General features: G+C 59.8%; 15 protein-coding genes. 9 read left to right on the forward strand and 6 right to left on the reverse strand.

Features of this window, described 5'->3' with window-relative positions; translation table 11 throughout:
• Nucleotides 1-380 precede the first annotated feature (380 nt).
• Entirely contained in the window at nucleotides 381-899 is a 519-nt protein-coding gene (locus tag AC3WP4_RS11335) for a glycine cleavage system transcriptional repressor (RefSeq protein ID WP_007947710.1), read from the forward strand.
• 215 nt (nucleotides 900-1114) lie between these two features.
• Here AC3WP4_RS11335 and rarD read toward each other — a convergent pair whose 3' ends face one another.
• From rarD to AC3WP4_RS11360, 5 genes are all read right to left on the reverse strand, one after another.
• Nucleotides 1115-2002 carry an EamA family transporter RarD gene (rarD, locus tag AC3WP4_RS11340; protein ID WP_102614885.1) on the reverse strand — a complete coding sequence of 296 codons (888 nt, stop codon included), beginning with the start codon at nucleotides 2000-2002 and terminating at the stop codon, nucleotides 1115-1117.
• Between the two features lie 207 nt (nucleotides 2003-2209).
• The gene (locus tag AC3WP4_RS11345; protein WP_102614884.1) at nucleotides 2210-3184 is read right to left on the reverse strand and encodes a serine/threonine protein kinase; all 975 of its coding nucleotides are present in this window, start codon (nucleotides 3182-3184) and stop codon (nucleotides 2210-2212) included.
• Between the two features lie 210 nt (nucleotides 3185-3394).
• Complete coding sequence (locus AC3WP4_RS11350; RefSeq protein ID WP_102614883.1) at nucleotides 3395-5296, reverse strand: PhoX family protein; 1902 nt, start codon at nucleotides 5294-5296, stop codon at nucleotides 3395-3397.
• Between the two features lie 58 nt (nucleotides 5297-5354).
• The gene (locus AC3WP4_RS11355; RefSeq protein WP_074871458.1) at nucleotides 5355-6119 is read right to left on the reverse strand and encodes a TOBE domain-containing protein; all 765 of its coding nucleotides are present in this window, start codon (nucleotides 6117-6119) and stop codon (nucleotides 5355-5357) included.
• Between the two features lie 181 nt (nucleotides 6120-6300).
• Nucleotides 6301-7041, reverse strand: a complete 741-nt coding sequence (locus tag AC3WP4_RS11360; protein WP_102614882.1) for a ComFC family protein — start codon at nucleotides 7039-7041, stop codon at nucleotides 6301-6303.
• 93 nt (nucleotides 7042-7134) lie between these two features.
• On the opposite strand from AC3WP4_RS11360, the gene bioB reads away from it, so the two are divergent.
• The 7 genes from bioB to AC3WP4_RS11395 all read left to right on the forward strand — a co-directional run bounded on the left by bioB (nucleotide 7135) and on the right by AC3WP4_RS11395 (nucleotide 14237).
• Entirely contained in the window at nucleotides 7135-8190 is a 1056-nt protein-coding gene (gene bioB, locus AC3WP4_RS11365) for a biotin synthase BioB (RefSeq protein WP_008147151.1), read from the forward strand.
• A 159-nt stretch (nucleotides 8191-8349) separates the two neighbouring features.
• Nucleotides 8350-9528 carry an 8-amino-7-oxononanoate synthase gene (gene bioF, locus AC3WP4_RS11370; RefSeq protein WP_102614881.1) on the forward strand — a complete coding sequence of 393 codons (1179 nt, stop codon included), beginning with the start codon at nucleotides 8350-8352 and terminating at the stop codon, nucleotides 9526-9528.
• Nucleotides 9521-10252, forward strand: a complete 732-nt coding sequence (locus AC3WP4_RS11375; RefSeq protein ID WP_074871451.1) for an alpha/beta fold hydrolase — start codon at nucleotides 9521-9523, stop codon at nucleotides 10250-10252. The genes bioF and AC3WP4_RS11375 overlap by 8 nt, the downstream gene beginning before the upstream one ends.
• Nucleotides 10245-11057 (forward strand): malonyl-ACP O-methyltransferase BioC, encoded by an 813-nt coding sequence (gene bioC, locus AC3WP4_RS11380; RefSeq protein WP_074871449.1) that lies wholly within the window; start codon nucleotides 10245-10247, stop codon nucleotides 11055-11057. The genes AC3WP4_RS11375 and bioC overlap by 8 nt, the downstream gene beginning before the upstream one ends.
• Complete coding sequence (gene bioD, locus AC3WP4_RS11385) at nucleotides 11054-11734, forward strand: dethiobiotin synthase (protein WP_074871447.1); 681 nt, start codon at nucleotides 11054-11056, stop codon at nucleotides 11732-11734. Before bioC ends, bioD begins: the two co-directional genes overlap by 4 nt.
• A gap of 121 nt (nucleotides 11735-11855) precedes the next feature.
• On the forward strand, nucleotides 11856-12152 hold the full coding sequence (locus AC3WP4_RS11390; protein WP_074871445.1) for a pyrroloquinoline quinone biosynthesis protein PqqE: 297 nt from the start codon (nucleotides 11856-11858) through the stop codon (nucleotides 12150-12152).
• A gap of 279 nt (nucleotides 12153-12431) precedes the next feature.
• Nucleotides 12432-14237: a phenylacyl-CoA dehydrogenase gene (locus AC3WP4_RS11395; RefSeq protein WP_074871442.1), complete on the forward strand. Its 1806-nt coding sequence runs from the start codon at nucleotides 12432-12434 to the stop codon at nucleotides 14235-14237.
• Nucleotides 14238-14253: 16 nt separating this feature from the next.
• On the opposite strand, the gene AC3WP4_RS11400 is transcribed toward AC3WP4_RS11395, so the two are convergent.
• Nucleotides 14254-14469: a hypothetical protein gene (locus tag AC3WP4_RS11400; protein ID WP_173860453.1), complete on the reverse strand. Its 216-nt coding sequence runs from the start codon at nucleotides 14467-14469 to the stop codon at nucleotides 14254-14256.
• Here AC3WP4_RS11400 and AC3WP4_RS11405 point away from each other — a divergent pair.
• Nucleotides 14437-15726, forward strand: coding sequence for a GGDEF domain-containing protein (locus tag AC3WP4_RS11405; protein WP_074871439.1), 1290 nt, complete (start codon nucleotides 14437-14439; stop codon nucleotides 15724-15726). The two genes, AC3WP4_RS11400 and AC3WP4_RS11405, sit on opposite strands and share 33 nt — an antisense overlap.
• Nucleotides 15727-15781: the final 55 nt, after the last annotated feature.

Below are 15781 nucleotides of genomic sequence, written 5' to 3' on the forward strand. Positions count from 1 at the left end.
ATACTACATGATGAATTGCGCTTGTGAAAATTAGACTAAATACGTCGTTCTGCGACGCCATGACGCATTGCGGTCACGTCGGGGAACGGGATGTTCTCAAAAAACTATTGGATTGTTCCAGTTAAATATAAAAACTTGTACACATAATCTTCATTGCCCTGCTATGGGGCCTTGCTTTTGTGGCGAGGGAGCTTGCTCCCGCTCGGCTGCGCAGCAGTCGCAAAATCAGCGAAAGCGGTCCGTCTGGGCTATTCAGGGGGCCGCTTCGCGCCCCAGCGGGAGCAAGCTCCCTCGCCACAAAAAAGTAGTGCCGGGCTGATTCCGGTCCCTTGCCTATACTTGCTTTTCTATAACAAAAGTCATGACAAGAGGGCTGCGCCATGGACCACCTCGTACTCACTGTTTTCGCTCCGGACAAGCCTGGGCAGGTCGAGCGCATTGCCCAATGCATCGCCGAGCACGGCGGTAACTGGCTGGAGAGCCGCATGTCGCGCATGGCCGGGCAGTTCGCCGGGATTCTTCGCGTGGGCGTGCCGGCCGAGGCCTACGATGAATTGGTCGATGCCCTACAGGCGTTGTCCGCCCACGGCATTCGTGTACTGATTGCCGAAAGCGGCATCGAGCAATCCTGCACCTGGAAACCCATAGCCATGGAATTGGTGGGCAATGACCGCCCGGGGATCGTCCGCGACATCACGCGTTTACTGAGTGAACAGGGGGTGAACCTGGAGCGTCTGGTGACCGAAGTACGTCCGGCGCCGATGAGCAGCGAGCCTTTGTTCCACGCCGAAGCGATTCTCGCCGTGCCGCTGACGTTGTCCCTTGACGTGCTGCAATCGCGCCTGGAAACCCTGGCGGATGATTTGATGGTCGAATTGGTGCTGCGCAGCGAACCCTGAACAGGTTATCCAAGTTATACGTGCACCTGCCTGTGGATAACCTGTAGAGACCATCCTCCAGGCCACGTCGGCCGGGCTTCTTCAGGATTTGATCAAAAAACCAGCAGTTTCAGTGACTTGCGCACAAACGCCGGGGATCACGTTGTGGATAACCTTGGGAAGGATCGATGCAGGCCACGGTAGCCGTGGCCTGTAGAGGTTTGTGTGTTTTTTGATCAGCGGCGACGACGCATACTTATCCACGCGTCGACGCTGTAAATCGCCAGGCCCGCCCAGATAAAGATGAACGCAACCAGTGTGCTCGACGACAAATGCTCGCCAAACAGCAGCACGGCTTGCAACAGCACCAGCGTCGGCGCCAGGTACTGGAGAAAGCCCAGCGTCGTGTAGGGCAAATGCCGTGCGGCGGCGTTGAAACACACCAGCGGCACCAGCGTCACCGGACCCGCGGCCACCAGCCACCAGGCTTCAGACGTAGTCCAGAACTCGGGCTGAGCGCTGGTGGCCGTCTGATTGAAAAGCAGCCAGGCAATCGCAATCGGCACCAGCATCCAGGTTTCCACCACCAGACCCGGCAGCGCCTTGACCGGTGCCTGCTTGCGGATCAATCCGTAGAAACCGAAGGTCAGTGCCAGCACCAACGACACCCACGGCAGACTGCCAACTTGCCAGACCTGCTGGGCGACGCCGACCGCCGCCAGGCCAACCGCCAGCCATTGCATGCGCCGCAGTCGTTCGCCAAGGATCAACATGCCCAGCAGCACGTTCACCAGCGGGTTGATGTAGTAACCGAGACTGGCTTCGAGCATGCGCCCGTTGTTCACCGACCAGACGTAGGTCAGCCAGTTGGCCGCGATCAGCGTGCCGCTCAGGGCCAGGATCGCCAGGCGTTTCGGGTTGTCACGCAACTCGCGCCACCAGCCCGGATGTTTCCACACCAGCAGCAGCAAGGCGCCGAACAGCGCGGACCAGAGCACGCGGTGGATGATGATCTCCACGGCGGGCACGCTGGCGATGGCTTTGAAGTAGATCGGGAACAGGCCCCAGATGATGTAGGCACTCAGGCCCAGAATGTACCCGCGACGCGGGTTGGCGGCTTGCATGCAGAATCCTTGCTTAGGCAGCTAACAAAGAGGGGATTGTAAGGAGAATTGTCTACGGATGTCCTACCTGATTAGGTTGGTTATTTGTGAACACAAACAACTGTGGGAGCGAGCCTGCTCGCGAAAGCGGTAGTTCATTCAGCATCACTGTTGAATGTGAAACCGTATTCGCGAGCAAGCCCGCTCCCACATGGGGATTTGTGTTCGTCAGAAGAGCTTCAACGGTTCTTCGTTGAGCGCAGCCAGTTGTTCGCGCAAGGCCAACACCTGGTCGCCCCAATACCGTTCACTGCCGAACCACGGAAAACTGTGCGGGAACGCCGGGTCGTCCCAGCGGCGGGCGAGCCAGGCGCTGTAGTGCATCAGGCGCAGGGCGCGCAGCGGTTCGATCAGCGCCAGTTCCCGCGGATCGAAGTCGTGGAACTCACTATAGCCGTCCATCAATTCCGACAACTGACCGAGACATTCCTGACGGTCACCCGCCAGCATCATCCAGATGTCCTGCACCGCAGGGCCCATGCGGCAGTCGTCGAGGTCGACGATGTGGAACATCTCGTCGCGGCACATCATGTTGCCGGGATGGCAGTCGCCGTGCATGCGGATGTTCTTGTGCGGCGTTGCCTTGTAGACCTCTTCCACCCGCTTGAGCAGGTCGCGGGCGACGGACTCGTAGGCTGGCAGCAGGCTTTTGGGTACGAAATTGCCTTCGAGCAATGTGGTCAGCGAGTCATGACCGAAGTTTTTCACACCCAGCGCTTCGCGGTGTTCGAACGGTTTGGTAGAGCCGACCGCGTGCAGGCGACCGAGCAGTTGCCCCAGTCGATACAGCTGATCGAGATTGCCCGGCTCCGGCGCACGGCCACCGCGGCGGGGGAACAGGGTGAAACGAAACCCTGCGTGTTCATGCAGGCTGGCACCGTTGTGAATCATCGGCGCGACCACCGGTACGTCGCATTCGGCGAGTTCGAAGGTGAATTGGTGCTCTTCGAGAATCGCTTCGTTGGTCCAGCGTTGTGGGCGGTAGAACTTGGCGATCAGCGGCTCGGAGTCTTCGATACCGACCTGATAGACACGGTTCTCGTAGCTGTTGAGCGCCAGAATGCGCGCGTCACTGAGAAAGCCGATGCTTTCGACGGCATCGAGCACGAGGTCTGGGGTGAGGGTTGCAAACGGGTGGGCCATGCTGACTCCTGCGCGCAGCAGGCTGCCGCGTCCGGCCAAGCATGGTAGCGCAGACGGGGCTTCTTTAGGGGGATCGTTCCCATGGGATCGTTCCCACGCTCTGCGTGGGAATGCCTCACCGGACGCAGAGCGTCCGTTTCTGGGACGCAGAGCGTCCCGGGCTGCATTCCCACGCGGAGCATGGGAACGATCACCAGGGTGGGACTTTTATCAGGCGCCGACGATGCCGCCATCTTCCCGTGAAATCGCCATCACCGAAGACCGCGGTTTGCCGTTCGGCAAATGCTCAGGGAACGTCGACCCACCGTTTTCCCCCGGATGCTGAATCCCGACAAACAAGGTCTTCTGATCCGGCGAAAAGCTGATCCCCGTCACCTCGCAGCCCACTGGCCCGACCATGAAGCGGCGGATCTCCCCGGTGACCGGGTCAGCGCAGAGCATCTGGTTATTGCCCATGCCCGCGAAGTCGCCGGCGTTGCTCGAATCGCCATCGGTCAGAATCCATAACCGCCCAGCCTTGTCGAAACCCAAGCCGTCCGGGCTGTTGAACATGTTCTGCGGTGTGATGTTCGATGAACCGCCCTTCGGCGTGCCGGCGTGAACGCCCGGGTTGCCGGCGACCACAAACAGATCCCAGGCAAAGCTTTTCGAGCCGTGATCGTCACGGTCAGTGCGCCAGCGCAAAATCTGCCCGTAGACGTTTTTCTCGCGCGGGTTTGGCCCGTTCACCGGTTGCCCGTCCTCGCCACGCTTGGCGTTGTTGGTCAGCGTGCAATAGACCTGGCCATCCTTGGGGCTGACGACGATCCATTCCGGGCGGTCCATGCGTGTAGCTTTGACCACGCTGGCGGCGAGGCGGGCGTGAATCAACACCTCGGCCTGATCGGCGAAACCGCTGCTGGCGTCGATGCCGTTTTTGCCGTGGGTCAGTTCGATCCATTCGCCCTGGCCTTTCGGGTGATCGGCATTGCCGTCGCCCGCGTCGAAGCGCGCCACGTACAAGGTGCCGTGGTCCAGCAGGTCGCGGTTGGCCTTGGGGTTTTTGTGGTTGACCTTGTCGCGGCTGACAAATTTGTAGATGAACTCGCCGCGCTCATCGTCGCCCATGTACACCACGGCGTGACCGTCACTGGTTTCGGCCAGGGCGGCGTTTTCATGTTTGAAGCGGCCCAGCGCGGTGCGTTTGACTGGCGTCGATTGCGGATCGAACGGGTCGATTTCCACAACCCAGCCGTGACGGTTGAGTTCGTTGGGGTTTTTCGCCAGGTCGAAACGCTCGTCGTGTTGATGCCAGTTGATCTCTTTACTGGCCGCTACTGCGCCGTAGCGTTTTTGCGCGGCGTCGAACTTCTGTTCGGCATTGCTGCTGCCGAAGCAGTCGGTGAAGTTTTCTTCGCAGGTCAGATACGTGCCCCACGGCGTCTTGCCGTTGGCGCAGTTCTGGAAGGTGCCAAGGACGTTTTTGCCGTGCGGATCAGCGCTGGTTTTCAGCAGCGCGTGGCCGGCGGCCGGACCGCTCAGGTTGATCGGCGCGTTGCCGTGAATGCGCCGGTTGTAGCGCGAACCCTGGACGAAATGCCACTGGCCGTTCTTGCTCTGCACTTCGATCACCGACACGCCTTCACAGGCCAGAGCCTTGCGCACGTCAGCAGCCGACTGCGGCATGCCGCCGTGTGGATAGAGGTAGCGATAGTTGGTGTATTCGTTGTTGATCGCCATCAGCGCCCGGTTGTTGTCGTCGGGAAATTCGAACAGGCTCATGCCGTCGTTGTTGTCGCCGAACTGGACTTCCTGATGCTCGGCCGTGCCGTTGCCGCTTGGGTCGAATGCCGGACCGTTCTTCTGCAGGGGTTGGCCCCAACTGATCAATACCGAAGATTTGTAACCTGGCGGCAGGGTGATGGCGTCGCTGGTGGTGGCGGGAATACTGGCAAAACCCAACAGTTTGCTGGAACCGGCGCTGACGCTGGCGGCCAGCACGCTGCGGCTCAGCAGGTTGCCGCCCAGGAACATCGCTGCACCGCAAAGGGCGCCGGCGCTGATGAAGCCTCGACGGCTAAGGCCGACCATGTTCTCGAGGTCGGTGGATTGGTTGTCTTCTAATAGGCTCACATCAGGCTCCCTGCTGGTTTTTGCAGTCACCTTAATGAGCGTTAATGACACTTGTGTTTCAAAGCGGTGTACCGAGCAAAACGTTGGATGGCGCGAACTGCACCCGCACCGGTTTATCGGCGGCCAGATCGAGGGTTCTCAAGTGCAGCGGTTCGGCCAGTGCGCAGAGTGTCTGGCCATTGGACAAGCCGATGCGCACTTCGCTGGGGCCGTCCTCGGCGTCGAGAATTACTTCGATGATGCCTTTCAGGCAGTTGTTGCCGGGTGTTGCCACTTGATCGATGCCCAGCAACTCCAGCCAACCGGCCTTGATCAGTGCAACCACTTCGGTGCCGGTTTCCAGCTCCAGGCGCAGGGTGCTGTCGTGAGTGATCTGCGCATCAATGCTCAAGCCTTCGGCCAATTCAAGACGAATACGGTCGTTGTGCCCTTGGTTATCAATCGCCGCTACCTTGCCATGCAGTTGATTGCGCGCGCTGGTTCTGAGCATCAGTCGGCCGAGCAGGTCGAGATCGCTGGCATCCTCGGCGGCTTCCAGCACCTGAGCCTGCAAGGCTTGCAGCTTTTGATACAGGCGCAATACGCGCTCGCCTTCGCTGGAGAGTTTGGCGCCACCGCCGCCCTTGCCGCCGACACTGCGCTCCACCAACGGCTTTTGCGCGAGGTTGTTCAGCTCGTCGATGGCGTCCCAGGCCGCTTTGTAACTCAGCCCCGCGCTTTTCGCGGCGCGGGTGATCGAGCCCTGTTCGGCGATGTGTTGCAGCAACGCGATGCGTTGCGGGCGACGGACAATGTGCTGCGACAACAACGTAGGCAAGGACATGGCAGGGCGCTTTGGGCTGGGGCGATGGAAAGGACGTTGGCGGCTGGGAGCCCGGGAGTCAAGTCGGGTCATATCCTTGTAGGAGTGAGCCTGCTCACGATGAGGTCATCAACTTCACCATAGATGTGACGGATCGACCGTCATCGCGAGCAGGCTCGTTCCTACCTTGAATGCCACTGAATCAGGGCGCATCGCCGGGTTTGGGTGTGCGGGCCAGACAATAGACGTCAACCCGGGCGGCGCCGGCGTCCATCAGCAGGCGAGCCAGGGCTTGGGCCGTGGCGCCGGTGGTCAACACATCGTCCACTAACGCTAGATGACGACCCTTGATACACGCATCGGGCGTCAGGGCGAAGGCGTTGCGCAGGTTCTTTTTGCGGGCCTCGGCATTCAGGTCCTGTTGAGCGCTGGTGTCCTGAATCCTCAGCAACAACGTTTCATCGCACGGAATGTCGAGGCTGGTACTGAGCCAGCGGGCGAGCATCGCGGCCTGGTTGAAACCCCGTTTACGCAGGCGTTTGGCGGCCAGCGGAACCGGGATGAGCGCATGGGGTCGATTCAGGTCTTCATCGAAGCGATGTTGCAGGAACTGAGCGAGAAGTTCGGCGAGCAGGCGACCAAACGGCCACTTCGCAGCGTGTTTGAAGCGTGTGATCAACGTGTCCACCGGAAAGCTGTAAGTCCAGGGCGTGGCGACCCGTTCAAAAGCTGGCGTTTGTTTCAGGCATTGGCCGCAGGTCAGGCCAGCGGTGGGCAACGGCAGGGCGCAGGTTTGGCATTGATCGCCCAGCCAAGGCAACTCCGTTTCACAGGCCATGCAGAGGGGTGTGCATTCATCGGCGGGTTCTGCGCAAAGCAAACAGGTCTGGTTGTTTTTTAACCAGATGTAAACCGGTCCCTCGTATCGTGGTTGACAGCGCATGAGTCTTCCTTAAATATGCCGAACATCCGTGTCGCGTCTGTGGGTATTCCATTCCCCCAGCCGCTTGCCAAGCATAAAACAAAGGAAACGCCCATGAGCGCCAGCACCACTGCCACCCTGCGTCATGACTGGTCTTTGGCCGAAGTCAAAGCACTCTTCGTTCAGCCATTCAATGACCTGTTGTTCCAGGCGCAGACGGTGCATCGCGCGCATTTCGACGCCAATCGGGTCCAGGTGTCGACGCTGCTGTCGATCAAAACCGGTGCCTGCCCGGAAGATTGCAAATATTGTCCGCAGTCCGGTCACTACAACACCGGCCTGGAAAAAGAAAAGCTGATGGAAGTGCAGAAGGTCCTCGAAGAGGCCGCTCGCGCCAAGGCCATCGGTTCGACCCGTTTCTGCATGGGCGCGGCGTGGAAACATCCGTCGGCCAAAGACATGCCTTACGTGCTGGAAATGGTCAAAGGCGTGAAAGCCATGGGCCTGGAAACCTGCATGACCCTCGGTCGTCTCGATCAGGACCAGACAGTCGCCCTGGCAGACGCCGGCCTCGATTACTACAACCACAACCTCGATACCTCGCCGGAGTTCTACGGCAGCATCATCACCACCCGCACTTACAGCGAGCGCCTGCAAACGCTGGCTTACGTGCGTGAATCCGGGATGAAGATCTGCTCCGGCGGCATCCTCGGCATGGGCGAGTCGCTTGATGATCGCGCCAATCTGCTGATCCAGCTGGCCAACCTGCCAGAGCATCCTGAGTCGGTGCCGATCAACATGTTGGTGAAAGTCGCCGGTACGCCGCTGGAAAATGCTGACGATATCGACCCGTTCGACTTCATCCGCATGCTGGCTGTCGCCCGTATCCTGATGCCGCAATCCCACGTGCGCCTGTCCGCCGGCCGCGAAGCGATGAACGAGCAGATGCAGGCCCTGGCGTTCTTTGCTGGCGCGAATTCGATTTTCTACGGTGAAAAACTGCTGACCACCGCCAACCCGCAAGCCGACAAGGACATGCAACTGTTCTCGCGCCTGGGCATCCTGCCGGAAGCGCGCGAAGAACACGCGGACGAAGTCCATCAGGCGGCGATCGAACAAGCGCTGGTTGAGCAGAAGAGCAGCGAGCAGTTCTATAACGCTGCCGTCTGAAGCCTCCACGGATCTTTCTGAAGGAATGCAAAACCCTGTGGGAGCGGGCTTGCCCGCGATGACGGACTGACATTCAACATTGATGTCGACTGGACCGACGCCATCGCGGGCAAGCCCGCTCCCACAGGGGACATGTGTCATTTGATAGTCGAGGCCTGCATGTCTTTCGATCTCGCCGCACGCCTTGCTGCCCGTCGTGCCGAAAATCTCTACCGCCAACGCCCATTGCTCGAAAGCCCCCAAGGCCCGGAAGTAGTGGTCGATGGTCAGCCGTTGCTGGCGTTCTGTAACAACGACTACCTGGGCCTGGCCAATCACCCGCAAGTGATCGAAGCCTGGCGCGCCGGAGCGACCCGATGGGGCGTTGGCGGCGGGGCGTCGCATCTGGTGATCGGCCACAGCAGTCCGCATCACGCACTGGAAGAAGCCCTCGCCGAGTTCACCGGTCGCCCGCGCGCGCTGTTGTTCACCACCGGTTACATGGCCAACCTTGGCGCGGTCACCGCGCTGGTCGGGCAGGGCGATACGGTGCTGGAAGACCGGCTCAATCACGCGTCCTTGCTGGATGCGGGTCTGTTGTCGGGAGCGCGCTTCAATCGCTATTTGCACAACGACGCGGTGAGTCTGGCCAAGCGTCTCGAGAAGGCGACCGGCAATACCCTGGTGGTCACCGACGGCGTGTTCAGCATGGACGGCGACATCGCCGACCTGCCGGCGCTGGCGCGGGAAGCCAAGGCCAAAGGTGCATGGTTGATGGTTGATGACGCTCACGGCTTTGGTCCGCTGGGTGCCAATGGTGGCGGGATCGTCGAGCATTTCGGTTTGAGCCAGGAGGATGTGCCGGTGCTTGTCGGCACCCTCGGCAAGGCATTCGGCACCGCCGGGGCTTTTGTCGCGGGCAGCGAAGAGCTGATCGAGAGCCTGATCCAGTTCGCCCGTCCCTACATTTACACCACCAGCCAGCCGCCGGCGCTGGCCTGCGCGACGCTGAAAAGCCTTGAATTGCTGCGTACCGAGCACTGGCGACGGGAACATCTGAAAACGTTGATCCGCCAATTCCGCCACGGGGCCGAGCAGATCGGCCTGGAGTTGATGGACAGCTTCACGCCGATCCAGCCGATCATGATCGGCGATGCCGGGCGTGCGGTTCGACTGTCGCAGATGCTGCGCGAACGCGGTCTGATGGTCACTGCGATCCGTCCCCCGACCGTGCCCGCCGGCAGCGCCCGACTGCGGGTAACCCTGACCGCCGCCCACAGCGAGGCGCAGGTACAGCTATTGTTAAATGGACTGGCCGATTGTTTTCAACAACTGGGACCGGAGCCAAGCCATGCGTGATCGTCTGATTCTGCTGCCCGGCTGGGGGCTCGGCATTTCTCCCCTGGAGCCCTTGGCGGCAGCGTTGCAAGGACTGGATGAACACTTGCGGGTCGAAATCGAGCCGTTGCCGGAACTGCAATCGAGCGATCTTGAAGAGTGGCTCGATGAGCTGGATTCGACGGTGCCTCAGGACGCCTGGCTCGGCGGCTGGTCGCTGGGCGGCATGCTCGCTTCAGAGTTGGCAGCCCGGCGCGGCGATCGCTGCTGCGGCTTGCTGACCCTGGCGAGCAATCCTTCTTTTGTCGCCCATGAGCAATGGCCGAGTGCGATGCCGGCTGAAACCTTCGATGCGTTTCTGGCCGGCTGCAAGGCTGATCCGCGCATGACATTGAAGCGTTTCTCGCTGCTCTGCGCTCAGGGGGCCGAAGACCCGCGCGGGTTGTCTCGGCTGCTGCTCGGTGGCGCCCCACACACTTCGGCAGAGGTGCTGATGAGTGGCCTGGAGTTGCTCGCACAACTGGATACCCGCCAGGCTTTGCAGGCGTTCCGCGGCCCGCAACTGCACTTGTTCGCCGGCCTTGACGGACTGGTTCCAGCCGAAGCGGCGAGCGACCTGCTGACATTGCTGCCGGATGTTGAAATTGGTCTGATCGAGCAGGCCAGTCACGCGTTTCTTCTGGAAGACCCTCACGGTGTGGCGGGGGCAATCCAGGCCTTTTTGCATGAGTGCGGTGATGACTGATTTATCCCTTCCCAACCTGCCCGGCGGTTTGCCCGACAAACGCCAGGTCGCGGCATCTTTTTCCCGTGCCGCGGCAAGCTACGACAGCGTGGCCGAATTGCAGCGCGACGTTGGCGGTGAATTGTCGAGTCGTTTGCCGGAGGACTTCGTGCCGGGTGTCTGGCTCGACCTGGGCTGCGGCACCGGGCATTTCAGTCGTGCATTGGGCGAGCGATTTCCTGCAAGTCACGGCCTGGCAATGGACATCGCCGAAGGCATGCTCAATCACGCCCGGCCGTTAGGTGGCGCAACGCATTTCATCGCCGGCGATGCTGAGCGGTTGCCATTGCAGGATTCGACCTGCGATCTGATCTTCTCCAGCCTGGCGGTGCAGTGGTGCGCGGACTTCGCTTCGGTGCTCAGTGAAGCTAATCGGGTGCTGAAACCAGGTGGAATTTTCGCGTTTGCTAGTCTGTGCGTAGGCACACTGTTCGAGCTGCGTGACAGCTGGCGACAGGTGGATGGCATGGTGCACGTCAACCGCTTCCGCGAGTTCGGGGTTTATCAACAGCTTTGCGCGGACAGTGGGTTGAGCGTCGCGAGTCTGCAAGTTCGACCGCACGTGTTGCATTACCCGGATGTGCGCAGCCTGACCCATGAATTGAAGGCGCTGGGTGCCCACAACTTGAACCCCGGTCGGCCGGGTGGTTTGACCGGCAGGGCGCGGATCCTCGGTTTGATCGAGGCTTATGAGCGGTTTCGTCAGGCCGAAGGATTGCCGGCGACTTATCAAGTGGTCTACGCCGTGTTGGAGAAACCCTTATGAGCGCAGCCTATTTCATCACCGGTACTGATACCGATGTCGGCAAGACCACCATTGCCGCCGCTTTGCTGTATGCCGCGCGCTCGGCCGGTTTGAGCACGGCGGCGGGCAAACCGGTCGCCTCAGGATGCGATGTGACGCCCAAGGGCTTGCGCAACGCCGATGCGTTGGCGTTGCTGGCGGAGTGCTCAGTGCCTTTGACTTATGCTCAGGTCAACCCTATGGCGTTCGAACCGCCGATCGCGCCGCATCTGGCAGCGCGGGAGGCCGGCGTGGCATTGACGGTGCAATCACTGTTGACGCCGATGCGGGAGATCCTCGATATGCAGGCGGACTTCACCTTGATCGAAGGTGCTGGCGGCTGGCGAGTGCCATTGGCGGATCAGGACAACCTGTCGGACCTGGCGATGGCGCTGGGTCTGCCGGTGATCCTGGTGGTGGGCGTGCGCCTGGGTTGCATCAACCATGCGCTGCTGACGGCTGAGGCGATCGCTCAGGACGGTTTGCAGTTGGCGGGGTGGGTGGCCAATATCATCGATCCGAAGACTTCGCGTCTGGAAGAAAACCTCGCGACACTCGCTGAGCGGATCCCGGCGCCGTGCCTGGGGCGTGTGCCGAAACTCAAGTTGGTGACGGCTGAAGCGGTGGCGGAGCATCTGCAACTGGATCTGCTGGACTGAGTTTTCTGACACGGGGTTTTAACTATGACAAGGCACTGTGCTATTAGGGTTTTTGTCGGGCCTTTTGGCAGTGGGTCTGGTTCAATGGCCGCTGTTGATCCTTTGTAGGACGAGTTCTGCCATGGAAATCTCAGGAAATACCGCTTTTTATCCCGGTCTGAGCACTATTCAGACAGGGCAGAACCGTGTGGATCAGGCCTCTGGCCAGATCGCCAACACGACGATCGAGCGTTCGGTGACCAGCCAGTCTTCCGACGCTCAGGTTGATCGTCTGCGTTCAGTGGATCGCAGTCAGCAGTCGGACCTGGCCAGTAATATGGTCGAGATGTCCCAAGGCAAATTTCAGGTTGAACTGGGTGTCAAAGTCGCCAAGGCATCCGACGAAATGCTCGGTACGCTGATTGATACCTACGCTTGAACCCTCGCTGAATCCGTACCCCCAACGCCGCGAATATTCGCGGCGTTTTTCTGCGTAAGTCCTTCTCGCTCAACTAATCTTTTCTGCACAGCGTTTGCTCAGGCGACGGAGGTGTTGCGTGGCTGTGGATCGGTCATTTGCCTCGGATGATGACGAACGGCAAAAGATCGGCGCTTGACAAGATTTAGGCGTAAACGTATGTTTCAAACAACTGTTTGACCGCCACAACAAATCAACGCGGTCGTTCATTCCCGGTTACATCAGCAGAGGTTTATCGCTATGCCTGACTACAAGGCCCCCTTGCGTGATATTCGCTTCGTTCGTGACGAACTGCTCGGCTACGAAGCGCACTATCAGAGCCTTCCAGCTTGCGCAGACGCAACTCCGGACATGGTTGATGCCATTCTCGAAGAAGGCGCCAAGTTTTGTGAGCAGGTACTGGCTCCGCTGAACCGCGTGGGTGACACCGAAGGCTGCACCTGGAGCGAGTCCGGCGTTAAAACCCCGACTGGTTTCAAAGAAGCCTACAAACAATTCGTCGAAGGCGGCTGGCCAAGCCTGGCCCACGACGTAGAGCACGGCGGCCAAGGCCTGCCGGAATCTCTGGGTCTGGCCGTCAGCGAAATGGTTGGCGAAGCCAACTGGTCGTGGGGCATGTACCCAGGCCTGTCCCATGGTGCGATGAACACCATTTCCGAGCACGGCACGCCTGAGCAACAAGAGGCTTACCTGACCAAGCTGGTTTCCGGCGAATGGACCGGCACCATGTGCCTGACCGAACCGCATTGCGGCACCGACCTGGGCATGCTGCGTACCAAGGCTGAACCTCAGGCCGACGGTTCCTACAAAGTCTCTGGCACCAAAATCTTCATCTCGGCCGGTGAACACGACATGGCCGACAACATCGTCCACATCGTGCTGGCACGTCTGCCGGATGCGCCGGCTGGCACCAAAGGCATTTCGCTGTTCATCGTTCCCAAGTTCATGCCGAACGAAGACGGTACGGTCGGCGCACGCAATGCTGTGACCTGTGGTTCCCTGGAACACAAGATGGGTATCCACGGTAACGCCACCTGCGTGATGAACTTCGACGCGGCCACCGGTTACCTGATCGGCCCGGCGAACAAAGGCCTGAACTGCATGTTCACCTTCATGAACACCGCACGTCTGGGTACCGCGCTGCAAGGCCTGGCTCACGCCGAGATCGGCTTCCAGGGCGGTCTGAAATACGCTCGTGATCGTCTGCAAATGCGCTCCCTGACTGGCCCGAAAGCGCCGGAAAAAGCCGCTGACCCGATCATCGTTCACCCTGACGTACGTCGCATGCTGTTGACCATGAAGGCGTTCGCCGAAGGCAACCGTGCGATGGTTTACTTCACCGCCAAGCAAGTCGACATCGTCAAGTACGGCGTGGACGAAGAAGAGAAGAAGAAGGCCGACGCATTGCTGGCGTTCATGACGCCGATCGCCAAAGCCTTCATGACTGAAGTCGGCTTCGAATCCGCCAACCACGGCGTGCAAATCTACGGCGGCCACGGTTTCATCGCCGAGTGGGGCATGGAGCAGAACGTTCGCGACAGCCGTATTTCGATGCTGTACGAAGGCACCACCGGTATCCAGGCACTCGATCTGCTGGGCCGTAAAGTGCTGATGACTCAAGGCGAGGCTCTGAAAAGCTTCACCAAGATCGTCCACAAGTTCTGCCAGACCAACGAAGGCAACGACGCAGTCAAAGAGTTCGTCGAGCCATTGGCTGCCCTGAACAAAGAGTGGGGCGAGTTGACCATGAAGGTCGGCATGGCGGCCATGAAGGATCGCGAAGAAGTCGGCGCGGCGTCGGTGGATTACCTGATGTACTCCGGTTACGCCTGCCTGGCTTACTTCTGGGCTGACATGGCGCGCCTGGCTGCCGAAAAACTGGCTGCCGGCACCACCGAAACGGCGTTCTACACCGCCAAGCTGCAGACTGCGCGCTTCTACTTCCAGCGCATCCTGCCGCGTACCCGCACTCACGTTGTGACCATGCTGTCGGGCGCCAACAACCTGATGGACATGAAAGAAGAAGACTTCGCGCTGGGTTACTAAGCCCCACGCTGTCGCTTCATAAAGCCGCTGCTTCCTCGGGAGCAGCGGCTTTTTTGTGCGCGATATCTACGGGTAAATATTTCCTGACTAAAACGCTAAGAAGAAAGTCTTTGCTGCCGTTAAAGAGGGTGGCGATATGACATGTCGCCCGAAGAGAAGGCACAATGCCATCTTTATTTGCCGGGTCGGAGCTTTCCCCTTGCCGCGTTCTTCCGCTGTACGTTTCAGCCATTTCCTGCCGTCATTACTGCTTTTGCTCGCGGGACTGGCGGCTGCGTACGTGAAGGATCTGAACGTGTTTTTCACCTCGCTGTTCAACGTACTGCCAACCCTGGTGTTGTTGCTCGGCGGTGCTTACTGCGCGGTTTACCGACGTCAGCGTGAGCTGTTTCTGATGGTCACGGTGTACATCGCCTACTTCCTGCTCGATACCCAGACTGACTATTACCGCGACAACGGCAAGGTTCGTGAAGACGCCGCGGTAGTCTTCCATCTGTGCTGCCTGTTGCTGCCGCTGCTATTTGGTGTGTTCGCCGCATGGCAGGAGCGCACCCACCTGTTCCAGGACATGGTGGCGCGCTTCGCCGTGTTGCTGGCGTTCGGTAGCGTAGCGTTGGGACTGGAACAAAGTTACCCACAGGCGCTGTTGATGTGGCTGTCGGAGATCCGTTGGCCAGCGTTGCATGGCGCCTGGATGAGTCTGATCCAGCTGTCTTATCCCGTGTTCATCGCCTCGTTTGCGTTACTGGCCTGGCAATACTGGCGCAACCCGAGACCCTTGCATGCGGCCCAATTGGTGGGCCTGCTCGGGTTGTTCTGGATGTTGCCGAAAACTTTCATCTTGCCGTTTACCCTGAACATCATGTGCAGTCAGGTGATGTTGATGATTGCCGCAGCGGTCGCCCACGAGGCCTATCAAATGGCCTTCCGCGACGAGCTTACCGGCCTGCCGGGCCGTCGCGCCTTGAACGAGCGGATGCAGCGATTGGGGCGCAATTATGTGCTGGCGATGAGCGACGTCGATCACTTCAAGAAATTCAATGACACCCACGGCCACGATGTCGGCGATCAGGTACTGCGATTGGTCGCCAGCAAGCTGTCGAAAATCGGTGGCGGCGGTAGGGCGTATCGCTATGGCGGTGAGGAATTCGCCCTGGTATTCGCAGGCAAGACTCTCGAAGAGTGCATGCCGCACCTGGAAGTCATTCGCGAGTCCATCGCCACCTATAACATTCAACTACGCAATCAGGACAGCCGTCCTCAGGACGACCAGCAAGGTCGTCAACGTCGCGCAGGCTCGGGCGCCTCAAGTGTGTCGGTCACCGTCAGCATTGGCGTGGCCGAACGACTGGAGCAGCGCACCCCCGAGAAAGTGCTCAAGTCCGCTGACGAGGCGCTCTACAGTGCCAAAGGTGCGGGGCGCAACTGTGTGGTGGCGTTCGGTCAAAACCGTCGTGGCGCGGTGCGCATGGACGCCGCTACTGATTGAGTGATGATGGCGCATTCAGCGTCTGGACTGTGATTGTGAGGCCGGGTGTGCGGCA

The organism is Pseudomonas sp. FW305-20 (assembly GCF_058788075.1).